The following is a 13,217-nucleotide window of genomic DNA, read 5'->3' on the forward strand; positions in this document are numbered from 1 at the left end:
TCCGCCCCGTGTTGGTCACACGACCAACACACATAGCGGGAGCACATGCGGGAAGGTTGTTATCGATGAGCCGCATACCCTTCACCATCCGGATCGAGGGCCGCTATTCCTTCCGCCGCCGGATCCATTTCCGAAATATTATCTCCAAGCCGCTAACCTTGGCGTTGCACACTGCTGATCCCGGCGCCGCGCGTGAGCGCGTAGCGATCCTGGCGGCGCGTTTCGTAATTGTAAGGGCGGACGTGAAGACCATGCTGGAAGGCCAGCGCATACTAACCGGCGTCGAGATCGAAGCTATTTTCCGTCGGGAACTCGAGCAGCAGCTCGGTTCCTGGCTATCGGACGCCTATGAAAACGCACCGTGGTCATCTTCGGTTATTGAAGAGGCCGCCCGGCACGGCGAAGCATACCGGCAGCTTCGGCTTCCCGATCCGCGGCACGATATGGATATGTTCGAGAGGGACAAGCTCGACGCCGTCAAGCGAGAATCAACTCAAAAGGGAATGACACCTGGGTGGGAGCGCCCGCTGGTCGATCAAATACTAGATACGCTTTCCGACGATTACGTTGCCACGACCCTGAAGGCGATTGGAGCGCCCCGCAGCGAAGCCAACATTGCTGCTGCACGAACACACCTTATCCGAGCCGGCGCGTCGGCTTGCACCCGGGCGCAGCGAGTCTTCGACGATGACGTGCTCGATGCCGCCGATCCATTGCGGGCGATGACTGCTGATCTGGGCGAACTGTCTCCGGCAGTAGCGGCATTGTTGGCGGATGCTAAAAGAGTCGCTTTGCCGATCGCACAGACGAACCTGCCCTCCCCTGCAGCGCCTACGGAATGCCCGTTCGCGATCTACGACAACCGCCGGTTTAGCGATATCATCGAGGACGTCTTACGTGAGCTTAAGCAGGACAAGATCTGGAAGGGTGACCTGAAACAGCAGCGGCGGATCATGCAGTCTTTCGCCTGGATCACCGGCGACCGCGAACTAGGCTCATATGACCACCGCGACGTTGCCCGCTTCAAGAACGGGCTGAACCGACTGCCTACGACATTTCGGTTCGGGGGACCGACCAAGGGCGCCATGTCGAGGCCATTCGAGGAAGTGATCGGCGAAATCGATCCAATCAGTCCCGGCACGGCAAGAAACTTAAAGACGATCAACCGTGACCTCAGCACCATGAGCACAGTCGCCAAGCACCTCGCGCTCACGTCGTGGAAGCCGCGCATTCACAATGCGTTGGTCATGGATTTCGCGAGTGCGACGGTCGCGATTCAGCAGGACGAGAACGCTGAGCTTCGACCACCATGGAAGAAGGAAGAGCTCGAATGCCTGTTCCGCTCGCCGCTTTATGAAGGTGGAGGAGCAGGAAAGAACCGCTTGAGGGTTGAAAGCGCCTGCCCACGAGTGTGGCATGACGCGGCCTACTGGGCGCCGCTGATTTGGTATTACACCCACGCCTGCCGGGAAGAAATTTGCGGGCTCGAGGTCAGCGACGTCTTTGATGACCACCCAGTCCCTCATATCTTCATTCGTGAAAACCTCACGCGCGGCAGGGACGGTGTAAAGGCCGGCGAAAAGCGCATCGCGCGGCGGCGTAAAATTCCGCTACATGATGAAATTCTGCGTCTAGGGCTCCTCGATTACGTGGCCGCGATCCGCGCTGAAGGCCACACTGCGCTATTCCCTGAGCTCTACCTATTCGACAGCAAGCGCGGCGGTGCGCAATTTTACGATCGCGCTTGGCGATACATGGTTCAGTGGATCACCGACCGAATGGAGGTCGAGGTGAACGACAAGGGCAAGGGCCCTGATATTCATTCCATTCGCGCGCTTGGCTCGTCATTTTATGAAGTGGACGGGGTCAATGAGATTATGCGTGCCGACATTATGGGGCATGCGCGGTCCGGCACGAACGCCAAGCACTATTCCAAGCGGATCAAGACGGAAGGGCTTGAGGTCGTCTTGCGCGAGCGCCTTGCGTTCATCGACCGGTACGTCCCCGAAATTACGAAGCACCTTGAGCCCGCCCCCATCCGCTTGCTGTCAATCGAGGCACGGTCGAGGGTCGGGTCGGGTCGTCATCGGCGCATCCGCTCCGACGCGGGAACCTCCAAAAAGAGTTCAATCTAGATCGAGCGGGTTCGCGTTCAGCGGGCCGGATTGAATACGTCGCTTTAATTGCGGTCTAGACTTTCAGCCACTCGGATATCATCGATACGGCAGCTTCGCGCCCTACTATCGGTCATTCAGGCTTCGTTGCCGATTTCCTAGAAGCAGACATTTCTCCGGTTCAGATGACTTGGCCGGGATTGGAACTAGGCCGTCATCAGCGGATTTATGCTCGACAAAGCAGCGTCAAGTGGCCACGAATCTGCCCTTTCCCTCCGCGATTGATCTAACAACATGCGCCTGACGGTCGTCTACCCAGAAGTGAAGGCTCAGATCGCCCAATTCGCCGGTGGGCTAATGCCTGTTCGTCTTGGCGACGATGAGCAGCTTTCCCTCGTCGTGAAAACACAGAAAGAGGCGATCCTTGCGGTCCAGATGCACAGGGGTTTCGCCTTTTACCTGCCAGCGCTGCCATCGTCCTCATGCACAACCACCTCGCTCATCACCGCGTTCTTCGATGACGACGACGAACCCCTCACCATTCGCACCCCGCTGTTCGGCGATGATGCCTTCTCGCAAGACATTATCGAGATCCTGAAATATGATGAAGTCAGCGTCTATTTCTTCGACGAACACAATTACGAGTGGATCAGCTTCCGTGCGGATTTGAAGGATAACGGAAGCTGCCTCGTCGGCGACGAGGACATCCACCTGCTCAGCTACCATCCCGAAACGGCAAAGTCCGTCCATACCGTGCTGAACGACTGGTTTGGTGCTCGGACGGCCGAGGATGACGAGCGTGCGATCAACGCCATTTTCAAAGAATCACTTTCGCCGAGCGACCTCTTTGTCTTCGATATGACGCCGGAGATGAACAGCTATCAGGGGGGCTCCGGTTTCCGCCACGACACCCTAACGAGAACCGACCCCGGTTATTATCAGGAGCGGGACATTTCGTCATGCTTATCACGGGTCTTCGAGCCCGGGCAGATCATGATGAACCCTAGGCGGAAGGATAATCATAAGGAAATCCTCGATCACCTGGTCCTAACCGAAGAGTTAGCAATTCTAATTCAGGCAAAGGACAGCCCGACGACGGAAGCCGGGATAACTCGCACTCTCCACCGCAAGCGACTAGCAACTCACAGCCAGATCGATGCGGCGATACGGCAGATCAACGGCGCCGCCCGCTACCTCAAACGTGAAAGCGTCGCGAAGCTGGTAGTTGCCGGTCGGGATATCGATGTCGACATCAGCACACGGCGCGTCATCGGCCTCGCGATCGTCAAGGAGCTCTTCGACGACGAAGGCGCCGCCTACGTTGCGGCATGCAAAAAAATGGCGGGGCTTTCCGGAGGTGGCATCGTGATGGATTATCACTCCTTTCATGCGCTCACCCATCGCTTCGCGTCCCACGACGCGTTTGTCCAAACGTTAGAGAAGCTCATTGCCCATGTGCGGACACATGGCTGGATTTTGATCAAGGACGAAGTGTTCGATGGCGTCCTCGATTGGATAGAGAGCATGCGCGCGAAACGTGCTGGTGAGAAAGATCAGCCCAACAAATAGACGTTCTGACTTGCCGAGCGACTAGTTGCCATTGCAACGGCGGCTCTGCCAACTTCGTAGCTGTAACCTGCCAGTCTGCAACCGGCCCCATTATTGCCCTCGATATGGCTCACAGCCAACTCCATCGCCATCGCCATCCAAGCGATCTGAGAAGCCGCGCTCCGAACTATAGATCGGCGCGACACCCGCGGCGCGGACTTCATCGCAACCAGAATAAGTGTAGCCTGCGGGTAGCGCTTCGAGGATTGCCTGGCGTTTCTGAGCGTTATCCGAGGCGTTCGTCCCGTATGCGATGCCTAGTCCTGATAAGACGGCGATAAATCCGTATCGCTTAGCAGTCTCAAAAATGGTTTCCGTCTTCTTCGGGCGCCGTCTCCGGTGTGGCCTGAAATGCCGAGCTGAATGGTACCGAGACATTTAACTTAGCTGCCATAACGGCGTAAAAAACCGAATAATTCGCGTTGCCACGAAAAGCAGCCAGACCGCTGTCGGCCCGTAAACTGCCAAACGGTCGATAGTCATCTCAAGATGCCAATGCGTCCCAAGTAGCCAGGCTATCTGACGCTCTAGTTTCGAGAACCAAAACGTCATTTACATGGCCACAGGGCAGCCCTTAGCCCGCAAATGTGCGGTTGGAGATCTCGATCGATGCCGTGCGAAACGAATGTCAGCTGCGGTCGTTCGTCTTGCATGTCCAAACCTTATAAAAAGCTCGACCGCCTCTTCGTCGCCGGTGATTGGCGTGAAGGCCAAGGCGACACCCTGAAAAACATCTGCCCGTGGGACGAAAGCGAGATCTTCTCGATGAACGCCGCCCGGCCAGCCGACATCGACGACGCCTGCCATGCCGCGAAGGAGGCCCAGCGCGAATGGGCAACCTTCCCACCATCGGCGCGCGCAGCCAAGATGCTCGCCATTGGTGACATCCTTGAGGCGCGCAAGGAAGAGATCGCTGAATGGATCGTGCGCGAGGTCGGCGGGACGCAGGTGAAGGCCGCGCTCGAACTGATGCTGGTGACGCAGGTCGCCCGGCAGGAAGCGGCGGCCCTGCCCTACATGGTCGAAGGCGCTATCCTGCCCGAAGACATCCCGGGCAAGGAAAGTCGCGCCTATCGCGAGCCGGCCGGCGTGGTCGCGCTGATCAGCCCCTGGAACTTCCCGCTCCAGCTAACCGCACGGACGCTTTTCCCGGCACTGGCGCTGGGCAATGCAGTGGTCCTAAAACCTGCCAGTGATACGCCGGTAACCGGCGGCACGATATTCGCTGCGATCTGCGAGGAAGCGGGCTTGCCTAAAGGCCTCGTCTCCGTCCTGCCTGGCAGCGGGGCCGATATTGGCGATGCACTTGTGCGCCACCCCATCCCCTCGGTCGTCAGCTTCACCGGCTCTACCCCGGTGGGGCGCAGTGTCGGCAAGGTGGCGCTCGATGGCGACCGTATCAAGTCGCTCGAGCTGGAGCTCGGCGGCAATTCGCCGATCGTCGTGCTTGACGATGCGGATATCGATTATGCCGTGGAGGCAAGCGTCTGGGGCAAGTTCATGCACCAGGGCCAGATCTGCATGATTGCCAATCGTATTGTGGTCGAAGACGCAGTCCATGACGAATTCGTCGAGAAGTTCGTCGCGCGTACCCGCAAGCTGGTGGTGGGCCAACGCGATGCGGCGGACTGTCTGATCGGCCCGATCGTCAACCGCGATCAGTTTGACGGGATCATGGAAATGATCGGCAAGGCGAAGGATCAGGGCGCGACCTGTGCGCTGGGCGGAGAACCCAATGGCCTCGTAATCCCGCCCCATGTCTTCACCGATGTGGGCGAGGACAATTGCCTCGTCACGAACGAGATTTTCGGCCCTGTCGCGCCGATCCAGCGCGCGCGGGACGAAGACCATGCGCTGGAGCTCGCGAATAACACCGAGATGGGCCTGTCGAGCTCGGTCTTCAGCCGTGACGAGGGCCGCGCGCTGGCTTTTGCCAAGCGGATCGAGGCGGGAATGACTCATATAAACGACCAGCCGGTTAACGACAGCCCGTTCTCCCCCTTCGGCGCGGTCAAGAATTCGGGCGTCGGCCGGTTTAACGGGCGCTGGGCGATCGATGCATTCATGACCACGCACTGGATCTCGGTCCAGCATGGCAAGCGTCAATTCCCGTTCTCGGCAAAGGATCTTTGAGACGATGGGCTTTCTCAAGAACGGCACCTGGCACGACGAGTGGGCGCATAACGATGAGGACAGCGGCGAGTTCGAGCGCGACGAGAGCGCGTTTCGCAACTGGATCACGCCCGACGGATCGCCCGGCCCCACCGGCGATGGCGGGTTCGCCGCCGAACCGGGCCGCTACCGCCTCTACATCAGCCTCGCCTGCCCCTGGGCGCACAGGGCCAATGTCGCGCGGCACCTCAAGGGGCTGACCGACACGATCGAGCTGAATGTGGTCCATTGGCTGATGAAGGAGGGTGGCTGGTCCTTCCGCGAGGGCGAATGTGTCACCGGCGACCCCGCGATCGACGCTGACCACCTCCACCAGCTCTACACCCACGCGAAGTCCGACTATTCGGGCCATGTCACCGTGCCGGTGCTGTGGGACACGAAGACCGAGACGATCGTCAATAACGAGAGCGCCGATATCCTGCGCATGCTCGGCACAGCGTTCGACGGGTGCGGCGCCAAGGACCTCGATCTTTATCCTGCCGATCTGCGCAACGAAATCGATACGCTGAATGACCGGGTCTATGGTGCAGTCAACAACGGGGTCTACAAGGCAGGCTTCGCGACGACGCAGGATGCCTACGATAAATCGGTGAAACCGCTATTCGCGATGCTCGACGAACTGGAAGAGCGGCTCGAGGGACACGAGTGGTTGGTCGGCGACCGTCTGACCGAAGCCGATATCCGCCTATGGACCACGCTGATCCGGTTCGATCCGGTCTATCATACGCATTTCAAATGCAATGTGCGTAGAATTGCGGACTACCCCCACCTCGCCGCGCTGACCCGGCGGGTCTACGAATTGGACGGGATCGCGGAGACGGTCAATTTCCGCCACATCAGACATCATTATTATGAGAGCCACGAGCGGATCAATCCGAATGGCATCGTACCCGCCGGACCGAAGCCGCTAGTACCGGGAATGCGTGCATGAGCACCCGGCAGCTTGTCTCCCTTCACCGGGCAGTGCGTGACGATATCCAGGATCTGGTGACGCGCCGGCCCGTCCCGGGCCCCAGCCTGCCGCACGTCGACCCGTTCCTGTTTCTCAACCACCACGGGCCGCAGACCTATCCACCGAACAATCACGGCCTTCCCTTCGGCCCGCATCCGCATCGCGGATTCGAGACGGTAACGTTTATCCTTGAAGGCAGCCTCGCTCATCATGACAGCGGCTCGGGTGCGAGCGTGGTGGAGGCGGGCGGCGTGCAGTGGATGACCGCGGGCAGCGGACTGGTTCACGCCGAGCTGTCGCCCGAGGCGTTCAAGCGCACCGGCGGCCCACTCGAAATCCTCCAGCTATGGGTCAACCTGCCCGGTCGGCTGAAGATGACCGACCCTGCCTATATTCCGGTGCCTGCGTCGGACATTCTCGTATTCGAGCCGAGCGAAGGCGTGTCGGTGCGCGCGGTCTCCGGTACCGACGGAGCGCCGATCCACTCGCTGACCGATGTGATGCTGGCAATCGTATCGGTCGATTTCGGCGGCAGTGCCACCATTCCAACCCCTGCCGGGCGCAACGTGTTCTTCTACACCGTCAGTGGCAATGCAAAGATCGGCGGCGAGGACGTGCCTGAGCATACGCTTGCGCAGGTGAGCGACGGCAATGGAATGGAGCTGTCCAGCGATGGCGGCTGCCGAATTCTATTCGGCCATGCGGACCCGATCGGCGAACCGGTTGTTGCCCACGGCCCATTCGTCATGAATAGCGAGGCCGAGATCGCACAGGCGATCCGCGACTATCAGGCGGGCCGGTTCGGCGGACTTTGACGGACTGCGCCTTTTAAGTACGATTGAGTCAACGTCTTCGATCAAAATGCTGCGGAGCGAATAGTCACCCTATTGGATCATTCCAGCCTTCTATTTTTAGAAGTTATGTTTGGGGCGGGCGACCAGCAAGCGCGAAGTAGTCGCTTTTTTCCTGTTTAACCGCTAAAAGCGTAGCGGTCGTCGGAAAATCCGTTCGGCCGCTACTAGGTGGTTTACGGATGTCGGTAATTGGGCAGCGGTTTAACACTAGCTGTCATACGGAGAGCGAAATTGATCGGATATGTCGCGTTGCTTCGTGCCGTCAATGTCGGCGGGACCGGTAAACTGCCGATGACACAACTGGTTCGGATGAGCGAGGCGGAAGGATTTAAAAATGCGAGAACCTACATCGCGAGCGGTAATGTCGTTTTTGAAAGCGATCGGCCGGAGGGCGAGGTGCGGTACGCGCTCGAGAAGCGGCTGAGAGCGTATACCGGCAAAGACGTGGGCGTGATCGTGCGGACGGCCGCCGAACTCGCCGATACATTGGCGCGCAACCCGTTCTCGGACTCGCCAGGCAGTCGCGTCACGGCATTATTCGTGGACGGAACACTTCCTACCGATGCGATCGACGGCGTAACCGGGATTACGAACGAGAAGGTACGGTTAGGCAAACGCGAACTGTTCGTTCTTTACCCCGACGGCATGGCCAGAACCCGACTTCGCATACCGAGTGACAGACGCGGAACGGCCCGAAATATGAATACCGTGGCGAAGCTCGCGGAGATCGCTGCGACGCTCAGTTAATATTGGAACGTGTAAAAAAACACCTAATCATGCCGATCCCGCAGGCCAAGGATAGTCATCGTCCCCGTGGGTCCGGCAAACCCATCCGACTAGCTTTAGCAGTGTCTGACCATGATCGGATGCCGGTAAAGCTTGCAAAGCTGGCCCGGAACTCGCCCTTTAGTTCGGACGATGATGCTCAATCTTTGCCGGTCAGCTTTCAATCGAACAGGCACAGTAAGCGTGGAAGGACTAGGGGCATGATGCTAAACGTAGGAGCCCTTGCCGTGCGGAGGCCTTCTCGGTGATGCTAACCATCCTGGTCGTCTGCGTAGTTTCGGGCGCACTTCTTCTTGGAGCGGCTTGGGGCATCTTCTGGAAACTACCCAAGGAACTTGAGGGGTTCCTGATAGCTCTGGCAGGTGGAGCTTTGATCGTGTCGTCACTCTCGGAACTAATTGAACCCGCACTTATAAAAACATCGCTGACCTTGGTAACGGTTTCTGTTGGTATCGGCGCAGCGGTATTTGCCGCTTTAGATTGGTCTGTTGCGAAAAAGTTCGGCGAGGACAGCGGTGGGGGTCTTTTGATATCGATTACTCTTGACGGTATTCCAGAGAACTTGGCGCTCGGCGTCGCCTTGATCGGTGCAGGTCCGATGCAAGTAGCTGCACTGGCAGGGTCGATCTTATTGTCGAATCTGCCCGAAGCGGCCGGTGGCGCCAAGGAAATGGTTGAAAAACAATCAAAGGTTCAGGTTTTCGCGCTCTGGGCCGCTACATCCGTCTTGCTGTCGGCAGCGGCAGTCCTGGGAAATATGCTGCTGGCATCGGTGTCCCAGTCTTATCTTGCTGCCATACGGTGCTTCGCAGCCGGGGCAGTGATAGCATCCTTGGCCACCGCCGTGTTTCCGAAGGCCTATCGCGAGGATAGTTTCATCAGCGGGATCGCTACGGCTCTCGGGCTTCTGTTGGCCTTGGCTCTCGGTGAATTAGGCGGCTAAGTTGATTATGGCTGAAATTTGAACCCTCGCCCCCAGCGACTTCCAAGCTGCTTGCGCGTTTCCTATGAGAATAAGGTATTACCATTGAACAAATGGACAACGCACGTATCAGGCCTCTAGACAGATCGGTAAGCGATCTTTTGCATATGATCGGGGCGCAGCGCTGGCGAACTGCTTCAGGAAGCACCTATGGCGGCTTCTATAGTGGCAGACAATCTTAGCGATTAATCTGAGTGACTTTCTCTGGTCGGCAGCCGTTCTAATTCGGGCGCCGCGACGAAGGGCAGCTATCTTCGTTCGCTGCCCAAAACCTGACAGTAGGCAGACGGCCCAGTCCGAGACGAGCGCGATTGATCTCGGCAAATGTCGATAATGCCAGTCCGTTCAATGCAGGTCGCTCCGGCCTTCACAACTTACGAGTTCTGGCTTGGGAACGGAAGAGAACGGAGCCGGCAGATGCACAGGGCATGGGTTCGCCATCCGTTTGACCTGACGCCAACTTAGCATATGCGCTGGCCGCGAGAATTGCGGCCGGATCTTCGAGATGAAGCAGGTCTTTAATGACTTATTGCCTGCCTTCGGCCTGCTCGAAATCCACCGCTGCAATCTCCTGGCCGACCCGATATCTCAGTAAGGATGGCCCTCCTGAGGGCGCGCTTTAATAATTTTGTCACCAGCGGCGATAAATTCTCAGCCCCCCCCCGGCGGCGGGTCGCGAACCGTGGCTCGCTGTTCGACATATTGCAACAGACGGGCTCTGTCTGTCGGGAACGCATCCTAAATCGTAGCTTCTTAAACCCGTGCTCAGCAATCCCCTTCTAAATCACGCGCATCGCTCGTCACCATGTGCGCGACAAAGTCAACGAACCCTCCAGTTATTGCCGCCGCCAACAACGGATCAGGCATCATTGCTTTGCCCTGTACGCCTCCCTGCAGGCGTGGATGGAATAACGTGCGAAAAGCTTGCGGAAGGACAGCCGCTGAAGCGTAAAGTGATAGGAACCTACAGGTTTCTTCTGTATAATCTCGTCCTCGAATATTGGGTTGAAGAACAAGGGGACCGACTGTGGTGGTGTCGGAGTTCTTCGAGCGGTTCTTGGGTGGCGATGGAGTGCATTTCTTCACCCCGGGGTTAGTTTCGCTATCGCTGACTATCCAAACCGATTGCGGTTCGACTGCAATGCCGCGAACACGCCCTGTGGCACTGCGCTATATTGGCCGGGCTGCCATGCTTCGCCTCCAGTCCGCTCAACGACCGTGATTAAGCATGAGCCGGATTGAGCCCTGCTAGTGGCTGGTCAGCCCGACATTCGAAGCATCACGGCTATGGGCACCAAAAATCGCGGTATTCTTCTCTCTTCTGTCGAGCCCGCTAGCAGAAGGTCCGGCTCGGTAAGCCGTAACCAGGTTTGGGCGTCCCTTAGAGCAAGTTCGTGGCAGCCTTCTCCCTTGCGTTTTCGCCTTCGACAACGGCGATCATAGGCGGTTCACGTCTTTGTGGAAAACCCAACCGCAGGCTTAAAATTGTCTGGGAACGAAGTTCACACGGAAAGGGATTTTTTTGCGTTACGGGAACCCATTAGTGTTCTCGAGAATTTGACGGCTGATCGTATCGCTCGTGAAACGAAAAGGGAGCTGGGTCATCTGTGCTTACCGATCTTTTTTCAAAGGGGCGCATTGGCGGCGCTCTGGGAAAATCGGACAGGGATTGCCTCGAAGCCTCGCTCGGAGATGTGGCGAGTTTTGGCCCTCGTAAGACAATCATCGAGCGTGGAGAGCGCGCGCATAAATTCTATTATCTAATCGAAGGAGTCACCCTCAAATATCGCGACGATAAGCGAGGGGAGCGGCAGATTGTCGGTCTCAACATGCCTGGCGACTTCATCGAATACGACACATTCGTTACGGACCGCCTACCCTATTCAATTGGCACTCTCGATGGCGCAGTCGTTTCAAGCATTCCCGTGGCTGCGATGCGAGATCTGATGATGCGATCGTCGAGCCTTGAGAAGAGTATTTGGACCGCGAGCCTTCTCGAGGCTGCCGTCTACCGGCAGTGGATAATTCGGGTGGGGAGCATGAGAGCTGAAAGTCGCTTGGCTAATCTCATCTGCGAGCTTGCCGCGCGGGCCAAGATGGTCGGGCTGTTCGACGGACAGCATCTTCCAATCCGCTTACTACAACGCGACTACGCCGAAGCCTGTGGGATTACTTCGATTCACACCAACAGAGTTTTCCGTTCGCTTCGGGAAAGAGGAGCGCTGGACGTTGAAGATGCGGGTAAGGTTTTAATCAAGAACGAGGCGTTACTTAAGAGGATTGCACAATTCGATAGCACGTACCTCTATCCCGCCACAAACGAGAAGACTTTCACACCACTTTTCGGCAAACCCTTATAGTCCCAAATAATGGGTCAGAACTTACGCGCTTCTGCTTTAACAAGCTCGATCAAATCGCCCTCGGTTTCCGCGAACAAGCGACATTCTTGTCAGTTGCCGGTTTGTGCGCGACCGGGACTTGAGGGAAGTCGCGTAACAGTTCACGGCTCTCGTTGTAGTCGGTGGTGTAAATAAAGGGCACTTCTTTGATCGCCAGCCGTTCTGCCACGTCCCTTCTGCCCCGTGACGTGCTCTTCTGATTGTTACCATTCAGAGGTAGGATCTCGCTTCTTCAAGATAGATTTTCGACGGGATGGCAACATGGTCCCCAGACGCGTTCGTCGGCGATTTCGGCGGGGGTCTTCCCACCCAGTCTAAAGTGTAGCCTGACCGTGTTGTAGTCGTGTCGCCAGGCGACGAACACGAACCGGGTATGGGCCAGCGAGGTGAACGGGGTCTCATTAAGGCATTCGGCGCCCAAGCGACCGTTTAAGCTCTCCACGAAGCCGTTCTGCATCGGCTTGCCCGGTGCGATGTAATACCACTCGACCCCCCGCTCTAGCGACTAGCGCAGGATGGCTGAAGAGGTCAGCCCGGTGCCATTGTTGCTGATCACCGTACGGGTCTTGCCACGCAGGTCGATCAGACCGAATAGTTCCCGAGCCACCCGCGCGCCTGACCGCGACGTATAATCCACCAGTGCTAGGCACTCCCGCGAGACGTCATCGACAACGCAAAGGATGCGGATCCGGCGACCTCAAACGAGGCTGTCGGAGACGAAGTCGAGCGACCATCGCTAATTCGGTCCATCGGGCAGCACCATTGGCCCGTGCGTACCCAGTGCCCCTTTGTGACCGCCGCGGAGGCACACCCGCAACCCTTCCTCGCGGTAAATGCGCAGCAGCTTCTCGTAATTGGGTCGCATGCTTTCCCGCGCCAGCAGGTAGCCTAGTCGGTGATAGCCAAACCGGCGACGCTCTGCCGCCAGCTCGCGCAACCGTTGCCACAACGCCCCGTCATCCAGCCTCGTGGGATCGTAACGGATCACCCTGCGGCTCACGCGGACCAAACTGCACGCCTTACGCTTGCTAAGCCCGTGCTGTTCACGGTTATGTGCGACGGCTTCCCGCTTAGCGCCGGGTAATACCATTTTTTGATGCCAAATCCTTCCGCACGACTTTGTCCAGCATCGCCTCCGCCAGCAGCTTCGTTAGCCGACTGTTCTCCTGCTCGAGCCTACGCAAGCGACGCGCATCGGACACCTCCAGTTCGCCGAACTTCGACTTCCACTTGTAAAAGGTCGCGCAGCTAATCCCGTGACGACGACCTACCTCCTCCGTCGCCATCCCAGCGTCCTGCTTTTTCATAATCGCGATGATCTGCTCTTCGCTAAACCTGCTTCGCTTGATT

9 protein-coding genes and 1 pseudogene are annotated in these 13,217 nt (G+C 57.7%); 8 read left to right on the forward strand and 2 right to left on the reverse strand.

What is annotated here, in order from left to right:
- The first annotated feature begins 65 nt into the window (after positions 1-65).
- Positions 66-2,135 carry a site-specific integrase gene (locus tag H7X45_RS04130; protein ID WP_187336282.1) on the forward strand — a complete coding sequence of 690 codons (2,070 nt, stop codon included), beginning with the start codon at positions 66-68 and terminating at the stop codon, positions 2,133-2,135.
- A 273-nt stretch (positions 2,136-2,408) separates the two neighbouring features.
- A complete protein-coding gene (locus H7X45_RS04135; RefSeq protein WP_187336283.1) occupies positions 2,409-3,683 on the forward strand; it encodes a hypothetical protein in 1,275 nt (424 codons plus the stop codon).
- A 90-nt stretch (positions 3,684-3,773) separates the two neighbouring features.
- Here the strand turns inward: H7X45_RS04135 and H7X45_RS15330 are convergent, their stop codons facing one another.
- Entirely contained in the window at positions 3,774-4,100 is a 327-nt protein-coding gene (locus H7X45_RS15330) for an excalibur calcium-binding domain-containing protein (RefSeq protein ID WP_187336284.1), read from the reverse strand.
- A 273-nt stretch (positions 4,101-4,373) separates the two neighbouring features.
- Between H7X45_RS15330 and H7X45_RS04145 the strand changes: the two genes are divergently transcribed.
- From H7X45_RS04145 to H7X45_RS04170, 6 genes are all read left to right on the forward strand, one after another.
- Positions 4,374-5,855 (forward strand): aldehyde dehydrogenase family protein, encoded by a 1,482-nt coding sequence (locus H7X45_RS04145; RefSeq protein ID WP_187336285.1) that lies wholly within the window; start codon positions 4,374-4,376, stop codon positions 5,853-5,855.
- 4 nt (positions 5,856-5,859) lie between these two features.
- Positions 5,860-6,825, forward strand: a complete 966-nt coding sequence (locus tag H7X45_RS04150; protein WP_187336286.1) for a glutathione S-transferase family protein — start codon at positions 5,860-5,862, stop codon at positions 6,823-6,825.
- A complete protein-coding gene (locus H7X45_RS04155; RefSeq protein WP_187336287.1) occupies positions 6,822-7,661 on the forward strand; it encodes a pirin family protein in 840 nt (279 codons plus the stop codon). The genes H7X45_RS04150 and H7X45_RS04155 overlap by 4 nt, the downstream gene beginning before the upstream one ends.
- A 270-nt stretch (positions 7,662-7,931) precedes the next feature.
- On the forward strand, positions 7,932-8,447 hold the full coding sequence (locus H7X45_RS04160; RefSeq protein ID WP_187336288.1) for a DUF1697 domain-containing protein: 516 nt from the start codon (positions 7,932-7,934) through the stop codon (positions 8,445-8,447).
- Between the two features lie 286 nt (positions 8,448-8,733).
- A complete protein-coding gene (locus H7X45_RS04165; protein ID WP_187336289.1) occupies positions 8,734-9,429 on the forward strand; it encodes a ZIP family metal transporter in 696 nt (231 codons plus the stop codon).
- Between the two features lie 1,646 nt (positions 9,430-11,075).
- Positions 11,076-11,828: a Crp/Fnr family transcriptional regulator gene (locus H7X45_RS04170; RefSeq protein ID WP_187336290.1), complete on the forward strand. Its 753-nt coding sequence runs from the start codon at positions 11,076-11,078 to the stop codon at positions 11,826-11,828.
- Positions 11,829-12,099: 271 nt separating this feature from the next.
- Here H7X45_RS04170 and H7X45_RS04175 read toward each other — a convergent pair.
- Positions 12,100-13,216 (reverse strand): annotated as a pseudogene (locus tag H7X45_RS04175) (IS3 family transposase).
- Position 13,217: the final 1 nt, after the last annotated feature.

Source organism: Novosphingopyxis iocasae (assembly GCF_014334095.1).
GTDB classification, from domain to species: Bacteria; Pseudomonadota; Alphaproteobacteria; order Sphingomonadales; family Sphingomonadaceae; genus Novosphingopyxis; species Novosphingopyxis iocasae.

Coding starts and splice junctions, on each gene's coding strand:
- H7X45_RS04130 (WP_187336282.1), top strand. CDS start 66: ATGAGCCGCATACCCTTCACCATCCGGATCGAGGGCCGCTATTCCTTC.
- H7X45_RS04135 (WP_187336283.1), top strand. CDS start 2,409: ATGCGCCTGACGGTCGTCTACCCAGAAGTGAAGGCTCAGATCGCCCAA.
- H7X45_RS15330 (WP_187336284.1), bottom strand. CDS start 4,100: ATGTCTCGGTACCATTCAGCTCGGCATTTCAGGCCACACCGGAGACGG.
- H7X45_RS04145 (WP_187336285.1), top strand. CDS start 4,374: ATGTCCAAACCTTATAAAAAGCTCGACCGCCTCTTCGTCGCCGGTGAT.
- H7X45_RS04150 (WP_187336286.1), top strand. CDS start 5,860: ATGGGCTTTCTCAAGAACGGCACCTGGCACGACGAGTGGGCGCATAAC.
- H7X45_RS04155 (WP_187336287.1), top strand. CDS start 6,822: ATGAGCACCCGGCAGCTTGTCTCCCTTCACCGGGCAGTGCGTGACGAT.
- H7X45_RS04165 (WP_187336289.1), top strand. CDS start 8,734: ATGCTAACCATCCTGGTCGTCTGCGTAGTTTCGGGCGCACTTCTTCTT.